This window comes from Cellvibrionales bacterium, assembly GCA_016713115.1.
Lineage (GTDB): Bacteria > Pseudomonadota > Gammaproteobacteria > Pseudomonadales > UBA7239 > UBA7239.
Genome location: JADJPU010000001.1, coordinates 494,923 through 518,498 on the forward strand (window position 1 = coordinate 494,923; position 23,576 = coordinate 518,498).

Genomic DNA, 23,576 nt, shown 5'->3' on the forward strand with positions numbered 1-23,576 from the left:
ATCAAGCTCTCGCCATAGCAACGCGCACAAAGCGTTGAAAAATGTCGTGCCAATGCACAGCAATGCGATCTTTTAAGGCGATATCTTGTGTCATCAGCCAATCCAACATTTTTTCTTCGCGCAGTAGGCGCTCGTAACAATCCGCGATGGGCTTACAGGACAAATGCCAACGCTCAGGAGCAATGCCGCCATTATCTCTGCAATAGGGTCGAAAAAAAACCGCGTCCGGCTCCTGCAATTTTTCATCCAACCAGCAATGTAAATTGGCAAACACGCCATTGCCCACACACTCTTCCGTAGTGAGCTGCACGCGATAATCAACCGGCACCGCAGCCGCATCAAACACATCGAGATCCGTTCCCCAATGGTGGCGCGAACAACCTGGAATCGCTGACCAACGCAAAATGGCGAATAACAATTCATCTTCAGATAACCGACTAATGTCGATGGGCTGACCCTGTGCATCCAATACCGGTCGCAGTCCCGTTGCTTTGCTATTCCAAATCAGTGATTGGCGTTCAAAACCGCGCCATGCGCTCGCTATTTGCAAATCAAAACCTACCTCAGCTGCGTCGTTTACCAACTGCATCCAATGCGGTAGTGCATCGTGATGCAGATAGTGTGCAGCAGAGGCAGCAACAGCCACGAGAGGCACGCGCGATTGCCCTGTTAATACCTGCCAGTCCACTATCGACATTCACACACCTGAATTATTTCGCTTCGTTTTTTCTGCGCCGCAGCGCTTGCAGCGGTATTGCGTCACCAGCTTACCCTGCTTCACATCAAACACGCTGTCTTTCACCACAGCCCAACTGTGAAATCCGTTGCCACACAAGGTGGATTGCTTGCCTTTTTTCTGCAGCGCCGCTTTTTTGAATTGCTGTAGCGAGACAACCTCGCTCACGCCGTTTGCCCACGGCTAATTTTCTGACCGCGCCACACAAAATCCACCGGCCATAATTTTTGTGGGCGATCATACGCTCGCCATAAATCGGCATAGGTTTTGTTTTCGACAGGATGCAGTTCCTCACCCGCTATTTCTGCCAGCGGCAGCAACACAAACGCATTTTGCAAAACTTCTGCGCGCGGCAGGCTGATGCCATCTATCTGCCCCACCGCGTTGCCGTAAGTCAGGATGTCAATATCGAGCGTTCGTGCTGAAAAACGCTCGCCACCGCGCAAACGACCATTGTCATTTTCAATTTTGCGCAAACATTGCGACAACTCGCCCACCGACAAATTCGTATCACAGCCAATCACCAAATTAAAAAAATGGTCGCCGTCAAAACCCACGGCTTCGCTTTCGTACACGGAAGAAACCTGCAAGTTATCGAAGGCATTTTTTAGCGCATCCAAAGCCGCCGTGATATGCCGTTCACGCTCTACATTGCTGCCTATGCCGAGATATACCCTGTTCACGCCGGTTTTTCTCCGCGCTCAATCACCAAACCCACATCTTGTGCGCCGCGCAATGCGCCGGGTTTGCTGATGCGCAAACGCAGCCATGCCACGCCAAATTCATCGCGCACAATGTCGGCCACCGCTTCTGCTAACGCCTCAATCAATTGATAGCGGCTTTCACTGATAAATTGAATCAAGCGTTTGGAAATGGTTTTGTAATCCAGCGCATCCACAATATCGTCGCTCGCTGCCGCTGCACGAATATCCGTCGCCATTTCCAAATCCAAACTCACCACCTGCTGCACTTCGCGCTCCCATGCAAAAATGCCGATGATGGTTTCTATGCGCAAATCGCGGATGTAAACAATGTCCATCGCAAACTCTCTTCAAATAGCTGGCAAAGTTTCGAGTGACCAACGCGGGAAAGCGTTGATCGTCAGCGGCTCGCTTTGCCCTGCCAACAAGCGCTGACAACCGGCAAAAGCAATCATCGCGCCGTTATCGGTACAGAACGCTGGGCGTGGATAAAATACTTCTGCTTTGCCCGCTAATACTTGCTGCAATTTCTCACGCAGGCGGCGATTGGCACTCACGCCGCCGGCAATCACCAAACGCTGCAAACCGGTTTGTTCAATTGCACGGCGACATTTAATTACCAGCGTATCCACCACCGCTTCTTGAAAGGCCCAAGCAATGTCTGCAGAAGTTTGTGCATCCGGCAGGCCGTTGTCACCGGCGTGTTGGCGTATCGTCGTCAATGCAAAAGTTTTTAAGCCGCTAAAACTAAAATCCAAGCCGGGGCGATCGGTCATCGGGCGTGGAAACACAAAACGCTCCGGCGATCCTTGTTCAGCCAGCTTGCTGATTTGCGGCCCGCCGGGGTAATCGAGATCGAGCAGCTTGGCGGTCTTATCAAAGGCTTCACCTGCGGCGTCGTCCAGCGATTCACCCAACAACCGATAGCGACCTATGCCCAGAACTTCTACCAACTGCGTGTGCCCGCCCGACACCAAGAGCGCCACGAAAGGAAACGCCGGCGCGGGGGACTCCAGCATCGGCGCCAACAAATGCCCTTCCATGTGATGCACACCCACGGCAGGCACGCCCCAGCTCCACGCCAGCGTGCGCCCAAATGTCGCGCCCACCAGCAGCGCGCCCAGCAGGCCGGGGCCTGCGGTGTAGGCTATGCCGTGGATGTCGGCGCGACTGGAGTGCGACTTCGCCAGCACTTCCTCCACCATCGGCAACAGCTTGCGCACATGGTCGCGCGAGGCCAGCTCCGGCACCACACCGCCGTATTCATTGTGAATAGCGATTTGGCTGTGTAGAGCTTCCGCAAGCAGGCCGCGCTCACTGTCGTAGACAGCCACGCCGGTCTCATCACAAGAGGTTTCTATGCCCAGAACACGCATGGCACACATAGGAAAAACAGCCGCAAAAACGAGGTTGGCATGATAGACCGTTGTAATGGCAATAGGCATCCCCTAGAATTGCCGCCCCGTTTATAGCCACCAAGGCCATAACGGATCCCTTGCTCCACCGGCACCGCTGGGGGGCTTAACCCACAAGGAGTCATCCATGAGACATTACGAAGTCGTATTTCTGGTTCATCCAGATCAATCCGAACAAGTGCCAGGCATGGTGGAACGCTACAAAAGCGCCATCGAAGCCAGCGGCGGAAAAATTCATCGCTTAGAAGACTGGGGCCGCCGCCAACTGGCCTACCCGATCGAAGACATCCATAAAGCGCACTACATCCTGCTGAACATTGAGTGCGGTCAACAAGCACTGGATGAGCTGACCACCAACTTCCGCTACAACGATGCCGTGTTGCGCAACATGGTGATGCGTCGTGACGAAGCCGTCACTGACGAATCTCTGATCATGAAAGCGGAAAACGAAGATCGCCGCCGCAAGGCCGAGCAGCCTGCTCGCGCACCGCGCGCCGAAGAAGCTAGCCAAGACGATGCTGCTGATGACAGCAGCGACGACGCTGAATAAGGGAGAGTTGAATCATGTCACGTCAACAACAGCAATTCCGTCGCCGTAAGTTCTGCCGTTTTACCGCTGAGAAAACCGTTGAGATCGATTACAAAGATCTGGACGTACTCAAAGCCTACATCACCGAAACCGGCAAAATCGTTCCTAGCCGCATCACCGGCACCAGCGCGAAATACCAGCGCCAGTTGGCCACTGCCATCAAGCGCGCGCGCTACTTGGCACTGTTGCCTTACACCGATCAGCACTTCAAATAAGGAGACACACATGCAAGTTATTCTGCTGGATAAAGTGGGTCGCCTCGGTGGCGTTGGCACACAAGTCAACGTCAAGCCTGGTTTCGCTCGCAACTTTTTGTTCCCTTTCGGCAAAGCTGTACCCGCTACTGCAAGCAACATTGCCGAATTCAACACACGCCGCGCTGAGTTAGAAGCTGCTGCCGCTGCCAAATTGGCAGAAGCGGAAAAACGCGCTGCTGCACTGGCCACTGTCAGCATCACCATCGCCGCCAATGCCGGTGACGAAGGCAAGCTGTTCGGCTCTATCGGCACACGCGATATTGCCGATGCACTGACCAATGCCGGTCACGCCACCACCAAAACCGAAGTGCGCATGCCTAACGGCGCGATTCGTGAAATTGGTGAGTTCGAGATCGACATTCAGTTGCACAGCGATGTCACTCAAGCCGTTAAGGTTGTCGTGATTGCGGAGTGATCGCCGCCGGCAATTTAAGGTATAAAGACAGGCACTCTCGGGTGCCTGTTTTGTTTTCTGGGATGCACTTTTTCGCGGGATTGACCTGAATGACTACCGCCAGCGACACAGCTTCTCTCTCTATGGTCAGCAACAACACTGACGCACGCCTGCGCGTGCCACCGCATTCGCTGGAAGCGGAACAAGCAGTGCTGGGCGGCCTACTGCTGGATCACCAAGCCCTGGATCAGGTGTTGGAAGTGTTGCAGGTACGCGATTTCTACAACCCGGAAAACCGCCTGATTTTCAGCGCCATGCTGCGTTTGTCGGAACTCGCCAAACCGCTGGACATCATCACCGTTTCTGAATTGCTAGACCAAGACGGCGAACTGCACGCCATTGGCGGCATTGCCCACCTCGCTGAACTCGCGCGCCACACACCTGGCACCAGCAACCTGCTGACTTACGCCAACATCGTGCGCGAACGCGCCACTCTGCGCCAATTGATACGCGCCGCCAGCAATATTGCCGATCACGCGCACACACCTGACGGGCGCGATAGCAATGAATTGCTCGCCAGCGCAGAAAAAATCATTGCTGACATTGCTGAAGGCCGCCCCAAAGAAAGCGGTTTTGAATTTATGAATCCGCTGCTGAAAAGCACGGTGCTGCAAATTGATGAACTAAGCCAACTGGACAGTGATGTCACTGGCTTGGATACCGGTTATATCAAGCTCAATGAAGAAACTAGCGGTTTACAAAAATCGGATTTAATCATTCTTGCGGCACGCCCTTCGATGGGTAAAACCGCATTTGCAATGAACCTCGTTGAGCACGCGGTGTTGCATCAAGACAAACCGGTACTGGTTTTCAGTCTAGAAATGCCGGCATCCTCAATTATTTTGAGAATGTTGTCGTCCGTTGGCCGTATTGACCAACAGCGCATACGCAAAGGCAAGCTGGTAGGCGACGAGTGGGACAAACTAACCGCTGCCGCAGGACGGCTAAAAGATCGCCCGCTATACATCGACGACACCACCGGGCTCTCCCCCGCTGAAATGCGCGCGCGCGTGCGCCGCATACAGCGCGAACATGGTGAAATTGCGCTAATCGTGGTGGATTATTTACAGCTCATGCACATTCCCGGCGCGAAAGAAGGCCGCACGGCAGAAGTGTCGGAAATCTCGCGCTCACTGAAATCTATCGCACGCGAATTTAATTGCCCTTTGGTGGCACTATCACAACTGAATCGCTCGGTTGACGGTCGCACCGACAAACGCCCCAACAACTCAGACCTGCGCGATTCCGGCGCCATTGAGCAAGATGCCGATGTCATCATGTTTATCTACCGCGACGAGGTTTATCACAAAGAAGATAGCCCCGACAAAGGCATTGCCGAAATCATCATCGGCAAACAGCGCAACGGCCCTATTGGAACTGTCAAATTAGCGTTTCAAAAACATTTCACGCGCTTCGATAATTTGGCAATCAACCACGAAGAGCGTCCGACGCGATAAGCAGCAGCGTTCATTTGTTACTTTTAAATTTTTAACTTTACTATTAGAGGCACCTCATGAAACTTGGTTTACATCTCGGCTACTGGAACCGCAACCCTTACCCTGGCATTGAAATCGCCAAAGAAGCGGAAAACCTCGGCTACGACTCTATCTGGACAGCCGAAGCCTACGGCTCCGATTGCGTTTCGCCACTCGCGTGGCTCGGCTCGCACACCAGCAAAATCAAACTCGGCACCTCGGTGATGCAAATTTCTGCGCGCACGCCTACTTGTGCCGCAATGACCGCGTTGACGATGGATCATCTATCCAATGGCCGCTTTCAACTCGGTATCGGCGTTTCCGGCCCACAAGTGGTGGAAGGTTGGTACGGCCAAGGTTTCAAAAAACCGCTGGAGCGCACCAAAGAGTGGATGAATATTTTTCGCCAAGTCACGCGCCGCGAACAGGCGCTGGAGTTTCAGGGCAATCAATATCAACTACCCTACAACGGTCCCAACGCACTCGGCTTGGGCAAGCCGCTGAAATCCATCACGCATCCACTGCGCCAGCACATTCCTGTATTTATGGGTGCGGAAGGCCCTAAAAACATCGAACTCGCCACGCAAATTGCTGACGGCTGGTTTCCGATTTTTGTCTCGCCGTATCGCATGAATATTTTTGATGAATCACTGAAAAACAAACCGGATAATTTTGAAATTGCCGCGATGGTGCAAGTGAATGTCAACGACAATCTCAAAGACGCTTTATTTCCCACCAAAATGATGTTGGCGCTGTACGTTGGCGGCATGGGTGCGAAAGATGAAAACTTCCATAAAAATTTGATGGAACGCATGGGTTTTGATGTGCAGGAAGTGCAGGACAAATACCTCGCCGGCGATCACATGGGCGCGTTTGAAGCCGTACCCGATGCACTGGCCGATGAAATCTCGCTCTCCGGCCCCATCGACCGCATCAAAGAACGCATTGCCGATTGGAAAAAATCGCAGGTCACCAGCATCATGATTAGCCGCACGGATGACCCGAACCAAGACATGCAACGCATCCGTCAATTTGCAGAAATGGTGCTATAAAAAAGGAGCTGCCATGCTAGCCGAACACTTTTCGCTGCAGGGGAAAGTCGCCATCGTCACCGGTGGCGGGAAAGGTATCGGCAAAGCGATTGGTCTAGCGTTTGCCAAAGCGGGAGCGACCGTGGTATTTGCGGCGCGCACACAGGCGGATTTGGATGCTGTTGTCGCGCAAGCAAAAACTTTCGGCGGCGATGCCTTGGGCGTGAACTGCGACGTGTTGGTAGATGCGCAGTTACAGCACTTGGTAGACACCACCATCAAACACTTCGGTCGCCTCGATATTTTGGTTAACAATGCCGGCGGCACTATGCCTAAGCCGATGGAAAAAATCAGCGCCGACTCTTTTCGTCGCGCGCTCGATTTCAACCTCACCAGCGTGTTTTTACTTTCACAATATGCACTACCGCATTTGCGCGCCAGTCACGGCAATATCATCAATATCGCTTCAGCCGCAGGGCGTTTGGTGCAACCACTGTTTACATCTTACGGCACAGTCAAAGCTGCGTTGATTCACATGACAAAAATGATGGCGGCAGAATTAGCGCCAAGCGTGCGTGTGAATGTCATCAGCCCCGGCTCTATCATGACCGAAGCATTGGAACACTTTATCGACGCGGACAACCGCGAAAAAATGCGTAAACTCACGCCACTGCAAGAATTGGGCAAACCGCAAGACATCGCCATGGCCGCGCTGTATTTAGCTTCACCCGCCGCACGCTGGGTGACTGGCAAAGATTTACAAGTGGATGGCGGGACGGAAAATACCAATCTCACAACTTAAGCGGTTTGCGCCACCAAAAAACCAAAGCATTCACATGAGATTGTCACTTAAACCATATTTCATAGCTTTTCTCTGCATAACTGCCGCAATCGCCTTGGCCTTATCTGCCACTCACAGCATAAAAAAACTCGCCTTCATCCATGCTCTTGCACAAACATCTACAAGCCCTCAACTGAACACAGACTTTGTGTTCTACATCAATGCAGGGCAACGCTACCAGACGACAGGGCAGCTATACGAACGCCCCGCAGAAGGAGAAACCATCGCATCTCGCTACTACCCGATGGCACCTGTATTCAAATTCCCCCCTGCCTTTCAGCTGCAAATTCTTCCTTTCATAAACAACTGAACGCCTGAAACACTTAAATGGCTACGGCTCACCATGATTATTGGCTATTTTTCTGCATGCTTCATGTTGATGGCGAAATGCAGCACAACCATGCAACAACAGAAAAACTCGCACACAAAAATATTTTTGTTTCTTGCATTCAGCGGCGTTATCGCTCTATTAAATCCTGCTTTCTGGGATTGCATCCTGAATACCAACTATGAAATCCCCATTTTCTTGCTACTAACTATTAGCTTCTTTTTACTCGACAAGCATGCAAAACTGTCTGCCGCCATTATCAGCTACTTAGCTCTCACCAAAATATATCCTATCTTTATGGCGAGCATGCTATTCATGACGCCAAGAAAAAAACCATTTACTGCGTCATTCATCGCATCAGCTTTACTTATCTTAGCGTTCACGCTTTGGGCATTCGGACTACAGGAAAGCCTCTACTACGCCACCCGCATACTTCCCACGCTGCTGTCAGAAAAAGTAGCCCCCATGCAATTTAGTTTAAGTTTTGGCAGTGAGCTGTTCCGGTTTACTCAAAACTTAGAATTTTCACGCATTGTTTTTCAAGCTTTACGATTGACACTTGTTGGGATCAGTTTCTACACGCTAATCAAATATAGAAATGCACAGCAGGGAGTGAGTTTTTTTGCCTTGCTCATCACACTGATGCTGATCTGCATGCCAAACTATTGGATCAGCTATTGGATTTTTTTGTTTCCTGCTTTCTGTATCGCTATCCAACGCGTTATCACGCGCCCCCAAACAACGGAGGCATCCTTACTGTTTTTATGCGTACTGGTAACAATCATTGAAAGTCAAAGCTGGATGCACTTCCACGCCCCTGTGTGGCTCAACGACACTTCGCGTCTCGACGCTATTGGTTCGGAAATTAATGCCATACACCAGCAAGGGAATGCATCCTTGGCCTATTGGCTATTTCTACGCCATTACCCTATCACTACAGCACTGTATCTCTTGGAACAACTCAAATTTCTCGTTCCAATAGTATTGTGGATTTTTGTTATCAGAGAAATTGTGCGCACTGCAAAGCACAGCACACACGACACTCAACCCACCTCATCAAATCCTGAACGATAAAGCCGCGCGTAGTAGCCATCTTGCGCCAACAGCTCAGCGTGCGTGCCGCGCTCAACAATTTCACCGTGATCCATTACCAAAATAAGATCCGCGTTTTCGATAGTGGACAAACGGTGTGCGATCACCAGTGTGGTGCGGTTTTCCATCACGCGCTCCAAGGCCTGCTGAATTTTTGCTTCCGATTCATTATCCAGCGCCGAGGTAGCTTCATCCAAAATCAACACCGGCGCATCTTTTAACAGCGCACGCGCAATCGCCAAACGCTGCCGCTGCCCACCGGACAACTGCAAACCGTTTTCACCAATTTCCGTATCCAAACCATTGGGCAGTAGGCTGATAAATTCCATAGCGTTCGCCGCTTCCGCCGCCGCTAAAATCTGTTCGCGTGTAGCGCTCGCCAAATCACCGTAAGCAATGTTGTTGGCCACGGTGTCGTTAAACAGTACGACATGCTGCGTCACCAGCGCCATCTGCTGACGCAAGCTGGCCAAGGTGTACTGTTTGATGGGAACACCATCCAACAAAATATCGCCCTGTTCATAATCATAAAAACGCGGCAACAAACTGGCCAAGGTGGATTTGCCGCTGCCAGAACGACCGACCAAAGCCACGGTTTTTCCCGCTGCAATTTCCACCTGAATATTTTTCAGCACAACCTCTTGCGAGCCTTCGTAAGTAAAACTTAACTCACGAATGGCAACATCTCCTTTCGCACGCTGACACACCAACTCGCCATCATCACGCTCTGGTTGCATATCCAGAATTTCAAAAATCTTTTGCGCACCGGCAATACCTTTTTGAATAGCCCCATTGGTACTGCTTAATTGGCGTATCGGCTTGGGCAACATTGCTACCGCTGTGATATACGCCACCAAATCCGCTGTGCTGTATTTCGCCAGCATCGCTGGGCTCAACACCATATATAAAATAACCGCAATTGCCAGCGAAACAATTACCTGCAACACAGGTGTATTCAAGGCAGAAATTTTTTGCATTTTCATGTACAACAAAAAACTGCGATGGGTTGCATCGACAAAGCGCGACTTTTCATACGCCTCACCACCAAAACTACGCATCACGCGATAACCACGAATCATTTCCCCCGCCACTTGCAAAGTATCGCCAGCAACATCTTGCATTTTGTGGCTGATTTTATGAAAACGCCCACCGACATAACGCACGATCAACCCAATAACGGGAGCAATCACCACAAATGCCATCGACAACTGCCAGTTCTGGTAAAAAACATAGCCAATCATGCCGATCACAACCGTGCCTTCACGAATCACGATAATGACGGCACTAGTTATTGCACCTGTGACCATCCCCACACTGCTGGTAATGCGAGAAATACTCTGTCCAGTTGGCGTAGTGTCAAAATAACGCGAAGGCAAAACCGTCAATTTATTAAAAATATCTTTTTGGATATTACGCACAATCGTGCCAGTTACCTGCGCCATAAAATAATTACCAATAAATGACGCAACACCTTGCGCAGCAAAAATTCCTACCGCCATCAGCGGCAACTGCCAACGATGTGAAACATCTTTCATTTCGATTGCTTTCACCATTTGTTTCAACAGCTCTGGTAGAAGCGGCTGCAATAAACCAAATGCGACAAACCCCACGATACTGATGGCAAACACGCCCAACATCGGTTTGGTATAGCGCAGCAAGCGCCAATACACCTGCGCATTGCTCTCTGGGCTGGCTGTAACAATTTTCTGCATGAAGGATAATGCCGAGAATGAATGAAGCACGAATTATAGCCCGAACGAGAAACACGCCATGACAACGCATTGGCGCGGCCTGTACGCCATTACCGATGATGCACTGCTTGCACATCGCCTCTTGCCTGCCGTGCAAGCCGCACTGTCAGGCGGCTGCCGCTGGGTGCAATACCGCAGCAAATGCACCGACGCACAGCAACGGCACCGCGAGGCTGCACAATTGGTCGAACTCTGCCGCACACACAACGCCTCTCTGCTGATTAATGACGATGTGGCGCTGGCAAAAGCCGTAGGTGCTGACGGCGTACATCTCGGCCAAGAAGACATGCCACTGACAGAAGCGCGGCGCGTACTGGGCAGCCACGCGATTATCGGCATCACCTGCCACAACAGCTTGGCGCTCGCACAAACCGCGCAGCAAGACGGCGCAAACTATGTTGCCTTTGGGCGTTTTTTTTCTTCGAGCACTAAGCAATCCGCACCGCCGGCTGATCTCTCTGTATTGCGTGCCGCCAAAGCGCAACTCGCTATCCCTGTGGTAGCGATAGGGGGTATTACGCTGGATAATGCGCCCTCTGTTTTACAGGAAGGTGCCGACCTGCTCGCTGTTGTCGGTGATTTATTTTCTGCACAAAACATAACCGCGCGCGCGCAAGCCTATGCCGCGTTGTTTACTTGACGAGCAAAGCCATGACACATTCAGAAGATTTATTTTCTCGCGCAGCGAAAAGCATTCCAGGTGGCGTGAATTCTCCTGTGCGCGCCTTTCGCGCCGTCGGCGGTTCGCCTATTTTTGTGGAACGCGCCAACGGCGCCTATTTATGGGATGCTGATGGAAAACAATATATTGATTATGTTTTAAGTTGGGGGCCGATGATTGCCGGTCACGCGCATCCACAAGTGCTCGCTGCAGTCGAGAAAAAAATGCGCAATGGCTTAAGTTTTGGCGCGCCGACTGAAATTGAAATCACACTCGCTGAAAAAATTTGTTCCATCATGCCCAATATGGATTTGGTGCGTATGGTGAGTTCCGGCACCGAAGCCACCATGAGCGCCATTCGCCTTGCACGCGGCTATACCGGTCGCGACAAAATCATCAAATTTGAAGGCTGCTATCACGGCCACTCTGATTCACTGTTAGTGAAAGCGGGCAGTGGCGCTTTGACGCTCGGTGTTCCCAGCTCCCCTGGCGTACCCGCCGCGCTCGCCGATCACACACTGACACTCACTTACAACGATATCGACGGTGTACGCGAAGCATTTTCAAAATATGGCGAACAAATTGCCTGTGTGATTGTAGAACCCGTGGCAGGCAATATGAACTGTATTCCACCTGTTGCTGGTTTTTTAGAAACACTGCGCGAACAGTGCACAAAATACGGCAGTGTTTTTATTATTGATGAAGTGATGACCGGCTTTCGCCTTGGCTTGCAAGGTGCACAAGGTTTTTATGGCATCGAAGCGGATATTACCTGCTTGGGCAAAGTGATCGGCGGCGGCATGCCAGTCGGTGCTTTCGGCGGCAAGCGTGAAATTATGGAAAAAATTGCGCCGCTGGGGCCTGTGTACCAAGCGGGCACTTTATCGGGCAATCCGGTGGCGATGACGGCCGGCTTAGCAACACTCGACATTATTTCGCAACCCAATTTCTATGCGCCTCTGTTTGAAAAAACAGAAACCTTGGTCAACGGTTTACGCGCTGCCGCAGAAAAAACTGGCATCCCTCTCACCAGTAACCATGTGGGCAGCATGTGGGGGCTATTTTTTACCGAAGAAAAATCCGTCACCAACTATCAACAAGTGATGGCTTGCAACACACAGCGCTTTAACCGCTTCTTTCACGGCATGTTGCAAGAAGGCGTTTATCTGGCTCCGGCCAGTTACGAAGCGGCCTTTATGTCCAGCGCACACACAGAAGCAGACATCGAAAACACCATCACCGCCGCCGAAAAAGTTTTTGCGTGCTTGAAGGAGTAAATCATGACTTTTCATCTCACTCGCTCACCCTTTCCCCACACGCGTTTGCGCCGCTTGCGCGCTAATACTTTTGCGCGCGATTTGGTGCGTGAAAACACCTTGAGCGTGAAAGATTTGATCTATCCCATGTTTGTGCTGGAAGGAAAAATCAGCGCGAAGCGATTGCCTCCATGCCAGGCATCGAACGCTTGTCGATTGATTTATTAGTGAAAGAAGCGAAACAACTGCACAAACTCGGCATTCCTGCCATTGCTTTATTTCCAGTAACGCCCGCGTCTGCTAAATCATTGGATGCCAAAGAAGCGTGGAATCCGGACGGCCTCGCACAGTGCGCCGTCAAAGCCATAAAAAATGCTGTACCGGAATTGGGCGTTATCACGGATGTTGCGCTCGACCCTTTCACCACGCACGGACAAGACGGTTTGATCGACAAGAACGGTTATGTGTTGAACGACGCCACCGTGGAAGCACTGGTGAAACAAGCGCTGTCACACGCCGTTGCCGGTGCTGATGTGGTTGCACCGTCTGACATGATGGACGGTCGCATCGGTGCTGTGCGCCGCGTGCTAGAAAGTAACGGTTTTGCAAACACCGCCATCCTCGCCTACTCCGCCAAATATGCGTCCAGTTATTACGGACCATTTCGCGATGCGGTCGGTTCGGCGGGCAATTTAGGTAAAGGCAATAAATACAGTTATCAGATGGATTCCGCCAACAGCGACGAAGCGCTGCACGAATGCGCGCTGGATCTCGCCGAAGGTGCCGACATCATCATGGTCAAGCCAGGGATGCCGTATTTGGACGTAGTACGTCGCGTAAAAGATGAATTAAAAGCGCCAACCTTTGTGTATCAAGTGAGCGGCGAATACGCTATGCATTGCGGTGCGTTTGAACAAGGCTGGCTGGCGCGCGAAGCGGTAATTTTAGAATCACTGCTCGCCTTCAAACGCGCCGGCGCGGATGCCATTTTGACTTATTTCGCCAAAGAAGCGGCGCAACTGCTGGCGTAAAAAATATTGGTTTACTTCCCATTTTCCAGGAGAAATTTCCATGCGTACTCGCGTTATTCCCCAGCATCAATACCCACTGTCAATAAAAATAGCCGCTTACAGTTGGCTCATGTTTTTTGCGATATCCACAGCATGGGCTGCAGGCGGCTTTGCTGCACTTTCAAGTCAAGACGCAACAGCCGGCTTACGCCAAGCGCTGTCACAAGGCGCTGAAGTAGCGGTGGCGCAGCTAGGCAAAAGCAACGGTTACTACGGCAACCCCAAAGTGCGCATTCCACTGCCTAGCTCGCTTGAAAAAGGCGCCAGCATGTTGAGCAGAATGGGCATGGGATCTCAACTCGATCAACTGGAAGTAACGATGAACAAAGCAGCAGAAGCCGCAGTGGTGGAAGCAAAACCCGTTCTTGTTAATGCGATAAAACAGATGTCTGTGAGTGATGCCAAGCAAATTCTCACCGGAGGAAATACTTCCGCCACAGAATATTTTCGTCGCACCACTTCAGCCGATTTGACTACACGCTTTCTGCCAATTGTCAAAAAACACACCGACAGCTTGGGCGTAACCCAACAATACAGCCAGCTCGCCAAACCAGCAGCACAATTTGGTTTGATTGATCCAAAACAGGCAAGTCTTGATGGTTATGTCACACAAAAAGCACTCGATGGCTTGTTTTTGATGGTGGCAGATGAAGAAAAAGCCATTCGCCAAAATCCCGTTAAACAATCGAGTGCTATTTTGCAGAAAGTGTTTGGCTCTCTCGGGCAGTAAGCTGGCTTTACAACACCAAACGCCGAATATCAGAAATTTCTTCCACTAAAAAAGTGAAGAAACGCCCAGCATCTGCGCCGTTGATGACGCGGTGATCGTAAGACAAAGTCAGCGGCAGCATTTTACGCGGTGAAAAATCTTTGCCATTCCACACCGGCTTCATCTGCGTTTTGGACACCCCGAGTATCGCCACTTCCGGCGCATTGATGATCGGCGTAAAACCATTGCCGCCGATAGAACCCAAGCTGGAAATAGTAAAGCAGCCGCCCTGCATATCGGCCGGCATCAATTTTCCGTTGCGCGCTTTGTCAGACAACTGCGCCACTTCTGCGCCGAGATCCCACAGCCCTTTTTTATCCACATCACGAATCACTGGCACCATCAAACCCATCGGCGTATCGACAGCAATGCCGATATGCACATAACTTTTTTGCACAAAATGCTCACCATCTTCATGCAGCGAGCGATTAAATTTTGGATACTCGCGCAGCGCATTGGCTGCCGCTTTCAACAAAAACGCCACCGGCGTGAGTTTAATTTTGCGTTTCTCCATATCCGCTTTCATGTCTGCGCGGAATTCTTCTAAATCGGTGACATCCGCTTCATCCCACTGCGTCACATGCGGCAAATTCACCCACGAGCGATGCATATTGTCGCGCGTGATTTTGTCGATGCGCGTCATCGGCAGCAATTCAATACTGCCAAACTTACTGAAATCCACCGCAGGAATCGGCGGTATACCACTGCCTTGCAGCGCACTACCGACAGTCGCCATTTTGCCCACTAAATGTTTTACATAGCGGCGCACATCATCTTGCGTCATGCGTCCGCGCGGCCCGCTCGCCTGCACATCCCACAACTCCACACCCAATTCGCGCGCCAACTGGCGCACAGCAGGGCCGGCATAAATCTCTGCTGTGGTTTTTGCTGCTGAAAAATTTTGCGCAGTTTCACTTACTGCTGACGGCACATTTTTAACTGGTGATGCAGTGGCTTCTTCTGGCTTTTGTGACGGCGCAGCCACCGGTGCTTGCTCTGCTTTTTGTGGTGGCGGATTTTTTTCTACGGCAGCACTAACAGCAGTCGTTTCAATTTCCGCAATGACTGCACCACTCCTGACTTTATCGCCCACTTTTACCGTCAATGCCAACACCGTGCCGGCAACTGAACTCGGCACTTCCATGGTTGCTTTTGCGCTTTCTAACACGATTAAAGATTGATCAACCACCACCACATCGCCGGGCTTCACGCTCAACTCAATCACATCCACATCATCGGCATTGCCAAGATCGGGAATAACTACAGATTCCTTCGCCACCACATCACCTATCAGCTATAAATGGGCGGCAAATTGTCCGCCGGAATATTGAATTGCACGCGCGCTTTTTCCACTACATCTGCAAGCAGCACACCGTCTTTTTGCAGGGCGTGCAATGCAGCTAACACAATATGAAAACGATCTACTTCAAAATGCTGACGCAATTGTGCGCGCGTATCACTGCGACCAAAACCGTCTGTGCCCAATACTTCGTAGCGGCGCGGCACCCACGGGCTGATTTGGCTGGCAATCATTTTCACATAATCCGTCGCTGCAATAACGGGGCCTTGCGTATCTGCCAACAACGATTCGACATAAGACACTTGCGGTTTTTCTGTTGGATGCAAACGGTTCCAGCGCTCCACATCAAAACCATCGCGGCGCAACTCATTAAAACTGGTGACGCTCCACACATTCGCTGGCAGATTAAATTGCTCACGCAACATCACCGCAGCCGCTTCCACTTCGCGCAAAATCGTACCTGAGCCTAATCACTGCACTTGCGCACTTTCAGCACGCTGCAAGCAGTACATACCGCGCACTATGCCCTCTTCTACGCCCTCCGGCATTGCCAGTTGCGCGTAGTTTTCATTCATCGCGGTGATGTAGTAGTAGCAATTTTTTTGCTCCACCAACATTTCCTGCAAACCGCGCTGAATAATTACCGCCATCTCATAGCCGTAGCACGGATCGTAAGTCACACAATTGGGAATACTCGCCGCCAGCAACAAACTGTGACCGTCTTGGTGTTGCAAACCTTCGCCCGCGAGCGTGGTTCTGCCCGCTGTGCCGCCGATTAAAAAGCCGCGACAACTGCTATCGCCAGCCGCCCACGCCAAATCACCAAACCGCTGAAAACCAAACATCGAGTAATAAATAAAAAACGGAATCATTGGATAATTGTGTGTGCTGTATGAAGTAGCACACGCCATCCACGCCGCCATTGAACCGGCTTCATTGATGCCTTCTTCTAAAATTTGTCCTTGCTCAGATTCCTTGTAATACAGCATTTGATTGGCATCCACCGGCGTATATTTTTGACCGACCGGTGAAAAAATACCCAACTGACGAAACATGCCTTCCATACCAAAGGTGCGCGCTTCATCCGGCACGATTGGCACCACACGCTGCCCAATGTTTTTATCTTTTACCAAAATAGAAAGCAGACGCACAAACGCCATAGTGGTGGAAATTTCACGCCCACCACTGCCCGCTAAAATCGGCTCAAAATCTGCCAGCGCAGGAACTTGCAATGTTTCATCCGATTGCACACGGCGCGCCGGCAAATTTCCACCCAACGCAGAGCGCCGTTCACGCATGTATTCCATTTCCGGGCTGTCTTCCGGCGGCAAATAAAATGGAATGGAATCCAGCTCATCATCGGACAGCGGAATATCAAAACGATCCCGAAATAAATGCAGATTTTTCTCATCCAGTTCTTTCACCGAATGCGTATCGTTTGTTGCTTCACCCGATGTTCCCATGCCATAACCTTTTACAGTTTGCGCGAGAATTACCGTGGGCTTACCGCCGTTATTGTTCACTGCTTCCCAATAGGCGGCATACACTTTGTAAGGATCGTGACCGCCGCGATTCAGCTCAGCGATATCGTTATCCGACAGATCTTCTACCAGTTTTAACAATTCAGGATATTTGCCAAAGAAATGTTCGCGCGTGTAAGCACCGCCCATGTTTTTGTAGTTTTGCAATTCGCCATCGCACACTTCGTCCATGCGTTTTTGCAGCAAACCGGTTTTGTCTTTTTCCAAAAGCGGATCCCAATGCCTGCCCCACAACACTTTGATTACATTCCAACCGGCACCGCGAAATACACCTTCCAGCTCTTGCACAATTTTGCCGTTGCCACGCACAGGCCCGTCGAGGCGTTGCAAATTACAATTGATAACAAAAATTAAGTTATCAAGTTTTTCACGGCCAGCTAACGAAATGGAACCCAGCGATTCCGGCTCGTCACACTCACCATCGCCCAAAAACGCCCACACCCTGCGATCACCTTGATCAACCAAGCCGCGCAAATGTTGATATTTCATGACATGCGCTTGATAGATCGCTTGTATGGGACCCAAGCCCATAGACACCGTGGGAAACTGCCAGTAATCCGGCATCAAGCGTGGATGCGGATAAGAGGAAAGTCCGTTGCCGCCCACTTCACGACGAAAATTATCCAACTGCTCTTCGGTTAAACGGCGCTCTAAAAATGAACGTGCATAAATACCGGGGGCGCTGTGGCCTTGGTAATAAATGAGATCGGCTTTTTCACCGCCGCGAAAAAAATAATTGAAACCGATGTCGTACAACATCGCCGCTGAAGAAAAAGTGGCGATATGCCCACCCAAACCGTGTTCGCGTTTATTGGCGCGCATCACCATCGCCATCGCATTCCAGCGAATTAACGAACGGATGCGGCGTTCGATAAACACATCGCCCGGCATGCGTTTTTCATCGGTGAAATGAATGGTGTTGCGATAAGGCGTGGTGATGGCCGAAGGCAGTTTCAAGCCCTGTTCATACGCTTTGGCAGCCAAGGTGTAGAGAATAAACGCCGCGCGCTCTTTGCCACCGTGCCGCACCAAAGATTCCATGGCATCCAGCCATTCACGGGTTTCCTGCACATCAATATCGTCCACTGCCAGCACCCCTCAATCAGTCAGTTTTCGTAAGAGCAACAGTATATGTAAATTTTTTACAAAACACCCGAGCTAAGGGGCATTCACACAGCCTTGAGCAAGCGATTAGGGTGCTGCCTGCCATGAAATGTCTATTTTTCTGTGGTTTGCAACGCAATCTCGCAAATACAGATTGATGAGACTCTGATAAGGCACGCCAGCTTCGTTTGCCATTTCTTTAAAGTAACCAATGACATCTCCACTCAGGCGCATGGTGACAGGTTGCTTGAGCTTCGCTGCATAAGGGTTCTTGCGGGACTTCATTTTTGAGAGGTCATATTCAGCTTTCATGGCACGGCACCTTGGTAAAACTGGCTTTCGTTCTTTGTGGCTCTGCGAGCAGAAATGATGCGAATGACATTACCTTCATGTCGCTCGCAATGGCAAACCATCAACAATTGAGCGTCACTGCTTAGCCCAAGCATAAGGAAGCGGTCTTCCATTTCTGAACTCTCGTCGTCAAAGAACTGGACGGCAAATTCGTCATAGAAGACCGACTGCGCCTCCTCAAAAGAAACGCCATGCTTCTTTCGATTGGAAGCCGCCTTGGCTGAGTCCCACTCAAATGTAATCATATGTACATTGTATGTATGGCTCGATTTCTGTCAATGCACACAAAACACCGCAGGAGCGGCACCTTGCCGCGACAATCCCTAGCAGCGTTTATTCGCGGCAAAGTGCCGCTCCTACGGAACAATCTACTGAATACGCAACCGGCGCTCCGCCGCCAACAAGCCCATCACGGTCAAAGAATCGGTGATTTTTCCTGTGAAAATCCAGTCGATAGCTTCTGCCAACGGCACGCACAGCACTTCAATATCTTCGGTGGCTTCTGGCGTCATCTCGCCGCGCGTCAAATCACGCGCCAGAAAAATGGCGCCGCTTTCATCGGTGACGGAATTGGAGGTATGCAAATCCAGCAAATGCTGCCAAGAACCTGCCGTTAAGCCGGTTTCTTCTTGCAACTCGCGCTGGGCGGTGGCGAGCATCTCTTCGCTCTGTGGCGAGCCGCCTTCCGGTATCTCAATGCTGTATTGATTCAGCGTGTAGCGAAACTGTTTCACCAGCCACACATTGCCGCGCTCATCCAGCGGCACCACGCCCACGGCGCGACTTTTGAAATGCACCACGCCGTAAATACCTTGTGTACCGGCAGGCGTGAGCACATTCTCGTGCGTTACCGTAATCCACGGGTTGTCGTACACCGTGGTGGTATCAAGCTGCCGCCAAGGACCGCGCCTATGCAAAAAATCATTCTGCTTGGATGACATCGGCTTTTATCCCTGCGGGCGGTTTTTCTTCTGTGATATGCAGGCGACCTTTTTCATCTTTCCAGCGGTACAAAAGCTTTAACGGGTCTTGGGCGGACGGCTGTTTAGCTTGCGCTGTGCTCGCCGGTTCGCTGCCCTGCTCCCCATGCGGTGCAGAGGGTGTAGCGGAAAGTGCGGCGACGGGATCAGCACCGCCATTGTTTACCGCAGCCACCAAACGGCGCACGCGAGGGTCTGCCAACAAACCCAGCCATTCGCCGTTCTGCACGCGCTGCGCCAGCACAGGATCCGCCGCCAGCGTCTGAAACTCAGGCGTTGAGCGCAGTAATTCGGCGCGCTGTGTGTATTTCGACAGCATGGTCGCCAACGCTGCAGACTGCTCTTGGGATGAACTTCCTTGCAAACCTAGCGTTTGCAATAACTGCATGGCCTGTGGATCAGCCGCCAAAGCCTGAAAACCGGGCAAACGCTGCACAGCACGCGCATCGCCTTGTAGCAATACCGCGTATTGTTTGGGATCAGTAACCAAGCTGCGCAGTCCCGGCAGCTCCGCAATATGTTTAAGTGCCAAACCCACCGACAACGGCTCGCGCACCCATTGCGCGGCAATCGGCGCTGCCGCGCTGTTGCCCAACACGGCCTCCACCCCATCCGCCATCAAATTGCCCGCTGCCCGCCGCAATGCGGCATCCAGCGGCGATTGCTCTGGCACCACATGCGCTGCCGCCTGCTGCGCAGTGCGCCACTGCCAAGCCTCTTGCAGCGTACCAGCACCCCAGGCCAATAGCAGCCCTACACCACAACCCAGCACAGCGCCCACCAGCGCACCGGTTTTCTTCCCGCCTTGGCGCCACTCTTCGGGCGCAGCCAGCGCTATCTGCTTGGCTGCTATACCAAACAACAAAGACCCCAGCAACAGCAATGCCACGGCCACCAAGGGCATCGCCAGCACACCATTCAACCAGCCCTTTTGTACCAAGAACTCGGCGGTGGGCGGTGTGCCGCGTATCGCCAAACCGTAGGCCAAGCACAGCGCCAACAGGCGCAGCAGCATCCGGAACAGGCCGGCGCGCCAGCCCCATAACATGGAAAAAAAAGCTGCAATTGCAGTAATGGTGATGTACATGGTGAATATCACTACGGGTTATAAAAAACAGTGGTCACTAAACATAACAGAAACAAAAAACCCCGCCATGAGGCGGGGTTTCCGGTGTTACACCGTTAAGCTAAATAACAGCTTAGCTTATTTGCACTCGGTAGGTGCATACTTAGCCAGCAGTGTGCCGACTACAGCATTGCCTAAACCGCGCGCAGTGGCAGTAGTGGCAGTAGCACTAGTACAAGCCCAGTCAATAGCACCCACAGAAGTGGCAGTAGGCACTACGCCTTGTACATTGGGGCTCAGTCTGATGATCTGACCGTTTATAGTAGTAGGAATACCGTTGTTGGCGTTACCCGCGATCACAATGTCAATGTTCCACGGCGAGGCGGCAGCGCCTGTAATGTTACTCACATACTTGGTTTGCTTCTCAACCTGCGCAGTAGCGATTAATGCTGCTGCAGCGGCGTCCAAACCAGTGATACCGCCAGATTGGAAAGCTTCAGAGTAAGCATTTTTCCAAGCAGAACCCGCGATCAAACCTTCAGAGATTTTGGTACGCACGGTGTAGTCTTGATAGGCAGGCAGCGCGATGGCAGCCAAAATACCGATAATCGCTACGACGATCATCAGTTCGATCAGGGTAAAGCCTTTTTGTAGTTGCTTTTTCATGGTGTATACCTCGAAAAGTTTAGTTTGGTTGCCCGAGTGGGCAGAAACTTTAGCTACCCAGCGGGAGCCATCGCCTCTGCGTACTAGAATACAAATGCCGTGCCAACTTTGGCAACTCTATTAAAATTCAAGCAGTTACATATAAACAGCACACCATCACCCCCAAACTTGTATGCCAACGGGTGACAAAAATGGTCAGTTGTTGCCGCTTTAGGTGTTGTTCCTGTAGGAGCGGCACCTTGCCGCGACCTATTGCCGCGACAAAACATCGCGCCGAGGCGGCGCTCCTACAGTGCTAGCGTGATTTCACTTCAACTGCGACCGCTATCACATTGTAAAACCTGAATTATTGCGCCGGTAATACTTTGCCGATAGACTCAGGGCGTTTCCCCATCCGTCACAACGCGCCCATGAATACAGTTTCAGTCAACGGTCTTGCCAGACGCCTCGTCAACGACGGCCTTATCAACATGGAGCAGGCGCAAAACGCGCTGCTGGAATCGCGCAAAGCCAAAATACCATTGACGCAATGGCTGGTAGAAAACAAAGTGGCTACCGCGCGCCCCATCGCACTGGCGGCAATGGAAGAATTTGGTGTGCCGTTATACGACATCAGCAGCCACAACACCGCACAAATGCCCAAGGATGTGGTAAAGCGTGAATTGATCAGCAAACACCATGTTCTTCCGCTGTTCAAACGCGGCAATCGCCTGTTTTTAGGGATGACAGATCCCGCTGATTTGCGCGCACTGGATGACATCAAATTTCAAACCGGCCTCACCACAGAAGCGGTACTGGTACAGCAAGACCAGCTGGCAAAAGCCATCGAAAAATTTCTCACCGATACCGAAGAAGATGCTAACGAAGCATTCAAAGGACTGGATGAAGATTTTGATCTCGATGTTGAAGCCGTCGATGAAGATGCGCCAAAAGGTGATAGCGGTGAATCTGGCGTAGATGACGCACCGATTGTGCGTTTTGTGAATAAAATTTTGCTGGATGCCATCAAAGGCGGCTCATCCGATTTGCACTTTGAGCCGTATGAAAAGGCCTACCGTATCCGCTTCCGTACCGATGGCGTGTTGCATGAAGTGGCGCGCCCGCCGCTGGCACTGGGTCCGAAGCTGTCGGCACGTCTGAAAGTTATGTCGCGCATGGATATCTCCGAACGCCGTGTCCCGCAGGATGGCCGGATCAAGATGAAGCTATCCAAAACCAAAGCCATCGATTTCCGCGTCAACACGCTGCCTACGCTGTGGGGCGAAAAGGTGGTTATGCGTATTCTCGATCCTACTAGCGCACAAATGGGTATCGACGCACTCGGTTACGAGGATTACCAAAAAGACATGTACATGAAGGCGCTGATGCAGCCACAGGGCATGATTTTGGTAACAGGTCCCACCGGTTCGGGCAAAACGGTATCGCTGTACACCGGACTCAATATTTTGAATACCGAGGAGCGCAATATTTCTACGGCGGAAGATCCTGTAGAAATTAACCTCGAAGGTATCAACCAAGTTAACGTCAACGCCAGAATCGGGCTCGACTTCTCATCGGCTTTGCGCGCTTTCTTGCGACAAGATCCAGACATCATCATGGTCGGTGAGATTCGTGACTTAGACACCGCCAATATTGCTATCAAAGCCGCGCAAACTGGCCACATGGTGATGTCTACGTTGCACACCAACTCAGCGCCAGAAACATTGACGCGGATGCTCAATATGGGAGTGCCGTCGTTCAACCTGGCCACTTCTGTTAACCTGATCATCGCGCAGCGTTTGGCGCGGCGTTTGTGCCCTTCCTGCAAACAACCGGCCACTGAAATACCCGAATCCGTGCTTGAGGAAGAAGGTTTATTCGATTGCGGGCTAGAGCGCAGCGAAGTCACTGTATTCAAACCCGTGGGTTGTGAATTGTGCAACGGCGGCTACAAAGGGCGACTGGGCATTTATGAAGTGGTGCGCATCACACCGAAAATTTCTCAGATTATTATGGAAGAAGGCAACTCTTTACAGATTGCCAAAGCCGCTAAAGAAGAAGGTTTTTTTGACTTGCGCCGCTCCGGCTTGCGCAAATGCGCTTGGGGGCTAACCAGCCTCGAAGAAATTAACCGTGTTACCAAGGACTAATTTAAGGACTAAC

General features: G+C 51.4%; 24 protein-coding genes and 2 pseudogenes. 13 read left to right on the top strand and 13 right to left on the bottom strand.

What is annotated here, in order from left to right; translation table 11 throughout:
- Position 1 precedes the first annotated feature (1 nt).
- Genes IPK30_02370 through tsaD form a run of 5 tightly spaced genes read right to left on the bottom strand, consistent with a single transcriptional unit; the run spans position 2 to position 2,813 of the window.
- Entirely contained in the window at positions 2-697 is a 696-nt protein-coding gene (locus IPK30_02370) for a M15 family metallopeptidase (GenBank protein ID MBK8102165.1), read from the bottom strand.
- A complete protein-coding gene (locus IPK30_02375) occupies positions 698-904 on the bottom strand; it encodes a hypothetical protein (GenBank protein ID MBK8102166.1) in 207 nt (68 codons plus the stop codon).
- The gene (gene folK, locus IPK30_02380; protein MBK8102167.1) at positions 901-1,419 is read right to left on the bottom strand and encodes a 2-amino-4-hydroxy-6-hydroxymethyldihydropteridine diphosphokinase; all 519 of its coding nucleotides are present in this window, start codon (positions 1,417-1,419) and stop codon (positions 901-903) included. The genes IPK30_02375 and folK overlap by 4 nt, the downstream gene beginning before the upstream one ends.
- Positions 1,416-1,775 carry a dihydroneopterin aldolase gene (gene folB, locus IPK30_02385; GenBank protein ID MBK8102168.1) on the bottom strand — a complete coding sequence of 120 codons (360 nt, stop codon included), beginning with the start codon at positions 1,773-1,775 and terminating at the stop codon, positions 1,416-1,418. The genes folK and folB overlap by 4 nt, the downstream gene beginning before the upstream one ends.
- Before the next feature lie 12 nt (positions 1,776-1,787).
- Positions 1,788-2,813, bottom strand: a complete 1,026-nt coding sequence (gene tsaD / locus IPK30_02390; GenBank protein MBK8102169.1) for a tRNA (adenosine(37)-N6)-threonylcarbamoyltransferase complex transferase subunit TsaD — start codon at positions 2,811-2,813, stop codon at positions 1,788-1,790.
- Between the two features lie 166 nt (positions 2,814-2,979).
- Here tsaD and rpsF point away from each other — a divergent pair, with 166 nt between their 5' ends.
- The 8 genes from rpsF (at position 2,980) to IPK30_02430 (ending at position 8,901) form a co-directional block, all read left to right on the top strand.
- Entirely contained in the window at positions 2,980-3,402 is a 423-nt protein-coding gene (gene rpsF / locus IPK30_02395; protein ID MBK8102170.1) for a 30S ribosomal protein S6, read from the top strand.
- 14 nt (positions 3,403-3,416) lie between these two features.
- Positions 3,417-3,656, top strand: a complete 240-nt coding sequence (rpsR, locus tag IPK30_02400; GenBank protein ID MBK8102171.1) for a 30S ribosomal protein S18 — start codon at positions 3,417-3,419, stop codon at positions 3,654-3,656.
- 10 nt (positions 3,657-3,666) lie between these two features.
- The gene (rplI, locus tag IPK30_02405) at positions 3,667-4,113 is read left to right on the top strand and encodes a 50S ribosomal protein L9 (protein ID MBK8102172.1); all 447 of its coding nucleotides are present in this window, start codon (positions 3,667-3,669) and stop codon (positions 4,111-4,113) included.
- A 122-nt stretch (positions 4,114-4,235) separates the two neighbouring features.
- Positions 4,236-5,609, top strand: a complete 1,374-nt coding sequence (gene dnaB, locus IPK30_02410; GenBank protein MBK8102173.1) for a replicative DNA helicase — start codon at positions 4,236-4,238, stop codon at positions 5,607-5,609.
- 56 nt (positions 5,610-5,665) lie between these two features.
- Entirely contained in the window at positions 5,666-6,679 is a 1,014-nt protein-coding gene (locus tag IPK30_02415; GenBank protein MBK8102174.1) for an LLM class F420-dependent oxidoreductase, read from the top strand.
- Between the two features lie 13 nt (positions 6,680-6,692).
- Complete coding sequence (locus tag IPK30_02420; GenBank protein MBK8102175.1) at positions 6,693-7,460, top strand: glucose 1-dehydrogenase; 768 nt, start codon at positions 6,693-6,695, stop codon at positions 7,458-7,460.
- Positions 7,461-7,494: 34 nt separating this feature from the next.
- Positions 7,495-7,809: a hypothetical protein gene (locus tag IPK30_02425; protein ID MBK8102176.1), complete on the top strand. Its 315-nt coding sequence runs from the start codon at positions 7,495-7,497 to the stop codon at positions 7,807-7,809.
- Between the two features lie 33 nt (positions 7,810-7,842).
- A complete protein-coding gene (locus tag IPK30_02430; GenBank protein ID MBK8102177.1) occupies positions 7,843-8,901 on the top strand; it encodes a DUF2029 domain-containing protein in 1,059 nt (352 codons plus the stop codon).
- Here IPK30_02430 and msbA read toward each other — a convergent pair.
- A complete protein-coding gene (gene msbA / locus IPK30_02435; GenBank protein ID MBK8102178.1) occupies positions 8,871-10,631 on the bottom strand; it encodes a lipid A export permease/ATP-binding protein MsbA in 1,761 nt (586 codons plus the stop codon). The two genes, IPK30_02430 and msbA, sit on opposite strands and share 31 nt — an antisense overlap.
- Positions 10,632-10,689: 58 nt before the next feature.
- On the opposite strand from msbA, the gene IPK30_02440 reads away from it, so the two are divergent.
- The 4 genes and pseudogenes from IPK30_02440 to IPK30_02455 all read left to right on the top strand — a co-directional run bounded on the left by IPK30_02440 (position 10,690) and on the right by IPK30_02455 (position 14,387).
- The gene (locus tag IPK30_02440; GenBank protein MBK8102179.1) at positions 10,690-11,310 is read left to right on the top strand and encodes a thiamine phosphate synthase; all 621 of its coding nucleotides are present in this window, start codon (positions 10,690-10,692) and stop codon (positions 11,308-11,310) included.
- 11 nt (positions 11,311-11,321) lie between these two features.
- Positions 11,322-12,608, top strand: a complete 1,287-nt coding sequence (gene hemL, locus IPK30_02445; GenBank protein MBK8102180.1) for a glutamate-1-semialdehyde 2,1-aminomutase — start codon at positions 11,322-11,324, stop codon at positions 12,606-12,608.
- Positions 12,609-12,611: 3 nt separating this feature from the next.
- A pseudogene (hemB, locus tag IPK30_02450) lies at positions 12,612-13,618 on the top strand (porphobilinogen synthase).
- 40 nt (positions 13,619-13,658) lie between these two features.
- Positions 13,659-14,387 (top strand): DUF4197 domain-containing protein, encoded by a 729-nt coding sequence (locus IPK30_02455; protein ID MBK8102181.1) that lies wholly within the window; start codon positions 13,659-13,661, stop codon positions 14,385-14,387.
- Between the two features lie 7 nt (positions 14,388-14,394).
- Here IPK30_02455 and aceF read toward each other — a convergent pair whose 3' ends face one another.
- From aceF to IPK30_02490, 7 genes and pseudogenes are all read right to left on the bottom strand, one after another.
- Positions 14,395-15,720: a dihydrolipoyllysine-residue acetyltransferase gene (gene aceF, locus IPK30_02460; GenBank protein MBK8102182.1), complete on the bottom strand. Its 1,326-nt coding sequence runs from the start codon at positions 15,718-15,720 to the stop codon at positions 14,395-14,397.
- A pseudogene (gene aceE / locus IPK30_02465) lies at positions 15,717-18,362 on the bottom strand (pyruvate dehydrogenase (acetyl-transferring), homodimeric type). Before aceE ends, aceF begins: the two are co-directional and overlap by 4 nt.
- A gap of 96 nt (positions 18,363-18,458) precedes the next feature.
- The gene (locus IPK30_02470; GenBank protein MBK8102183.1) at positions 18,459-18,683 is read right to left on the bottom strand and encodes a BrnA antitoxin family protein; all 225 of its coding nucleotides are present in this window, start codon (positions 18,681-18,683) and stop codon (positions 18,459-18,461) included.
- Positions 18,680-18,967 (bottom strand): BrnT family toxin, encoded by a 288-nt coding sequence (locus IPK30_02475; GenBank protein ID MBK8102184.1) that lies wholly within the window; start codon positions 18,965-18,967, stop codon positions 18,680-18,682. The genes IPK30_02470 and IPK30_02475 overlap by 4 nt, the downstream gene beginning before the upstream one ends.
- A gap of 123 nt (positions 18,968-19,090) precedes the next feature.
- A complete protein-coding gene (locus IPK30_02480; GenBank protein MBK8102185.1) occupies positions 19,091-19,663 on the bottom strand; it encodes an NUDIX hydrolase in 573 nt (190 codons plus the stop codon).
- The gene (locus tag IPK30_02485) at positions 19,644-20,789 is read right to left on the bottom strand and encodes a CvpA family protein (GenBank protein ID MBK8102186.1); all 1,146 of its coding nucleotides are present in this window, start codon (positions 20,787-20,789) and stop codon (positions 19,644-19,646) included. The genes IPK30_02480 and IPK30_02485 overlap by 20 nt, the downstream gene beginning before the upstream one ends.
- Positions 20,790-20,906: 117 nt before the next feature.
- Positions 20,907-21,434, bottom strand: coding sequence for a pilin (locus IPK30_02490; GenBank protein ID MBK8102187.1), 528 nt, complete (start codon positions 21,432-21,434; stop codon positions 20,907-20,909).
- 410 nt (positions 21,435-21,844) lie between these two features.
- Between IPK30_02490 and pilB the strand changes: the two genes are divergently transcribed.
- Complete coding sequence (gene pilB, locus IPK30_02495) at positions 21,845-23,563, top strand: type IV-A pilus assembly ATPase PilB (protein MBK8102188.1); 1,719 nt, start codon at positions 21,845-21,847, stop codon at positions 23,561-23,563.
- Positions 23,564-23,576: the final 13 nt, after the last annotated feature.

Coding starts and splice junctions, on each gene's coding strand:
- IPK30_02420 (MBK8102175.1), top strand. CDS start 6,693: ATGCTAGCCGAACACTTTTCGCTGCAGGGGAAAGTCGCCATCGTCACC.
- IPK30_02475 (MBK8102184.1), bottom strand. CDS start 18,967: ATGATTACATTTGAGTGGGACTCAGCCAAGGCGGCTTCCAATCGAAAG.
- IPK30_02430 (MBK8102177.1), top strand. CDS start 7,843: ATGATTATTGGCTATTTTTCTGCATGCTTCATGTTGATGGCGAAATGC.
- IPK30_02455 (MBK8102181.1), top strand. CDS start 13,659: ATGCGTACTCGCGTTATTCCCCAGCATCAATACCCACTGTCAATAAAA.
- dnaB (MBK8102173.1), top strand. CDS start 4,236: ATGGTCAGCAACAACACTGACGCACGCCTGCGCGTGCCACCGCATTCG.
- hemL (MBK8102180.1), top strand. CDS start 11,322: ATGACACATTCAGAAGATTTATTTTCTCGCGCAGCGAAAAGCATTCCA.
- IPK30_02470 (MBK8102183.1), bottom strand. CDS start 18,683: ATGAAAGCTGAATATGACCTCTCAAAAATGAAGTCCCGCAAGAACCCT.
- IPK30_02415 (MBK8102174.1), top strand. CDS start 5,666: ATGAAACTTGGTTTACATCTCGGCTACTGGAACCGCAACCCTTACCCT.
- rpsF (MBK8102170.1), top strand. CDS start 2,980: ATGAGACATTACGAAGTCGTATTTCTGGTTCATCCAGATCAATCCGAA.
- msbA (MBK8102178.1), bottom strand. CDS start 10,631: ATGCAGAAAATTGTTACAGCCAGCCCAGAGAGCAATGCGCAGGTGTAT.
- pilB (MBK8102188.1), top strand. CDS start 21,845: ATGAATACAGTTTCAGTCAACGGTCTTGCCAGACGCCTCGTCAACGAC.
- IPK30_02480 (MBK8102185.1), bottom strand. CDS start 19,663: ATGTCATCCAAGCAGAATGATTTTTTGCATAGGCGCGGTCCTTGGCGG.
- folB (MBK8102168.1), bottom strand. CDS start 1,775: ATGGACATTGTTTACATCCGCGATTTGCGCATAGAAACCATCATCGGC.
- rpsR (MBK8102171.1), top strand. CDS start 3,417: ATGTCACGTCAACAACAGCAATTCCGTCGCCGTAAGTTCTGCCGTTTT.
- IPK30_02370 (MBK8102165.1), bottom strand. CDS start 697: ATGTCGATAGTGGACTGGCAGGTATTAACAGGGCAATCGCGCGTGCCT.
- IPK30_02440 (MBK8102179.1), top strand. CDS start 10,690: ATGACAACGCATTGGCGCGGCCTGTACGCCATTACCGATGATGCACTG.
- IPK30_02485 (MBK8102186.1), bottom strand. CDS start 20,789: ATGTACATCACCATTACTGCAATTGCAGCTTTTTTTTCCATGTTATGG.
- tsaD (MBK8102169.1), bottom strand. CDS start 2,813: ATGCGTGTTCTGGGCATAGAAACCTCTTGTGATGAGACCGGCGTGGCT.
- IPK30_02425 (MBK8102176.1), top strand. CDS start 7,495: ATGAGATTGTCACTTAAACCATATTTCATAGCTTTTCTCTGCATAACT.
- rplI (MBK8102172.1), top strand. CDS start 3,667: ATGCAAGTTATTCTGCTGGATAAAGTGGGTCGCCTCGGTGGCGTTGGC.
- IPK30_02490 (MBK8102187.1), bottom strand. CDS start 21,434: ATGAAAAAGCAACTACAAAAAGGCTTTACCCTGATCGAACTGATGATC.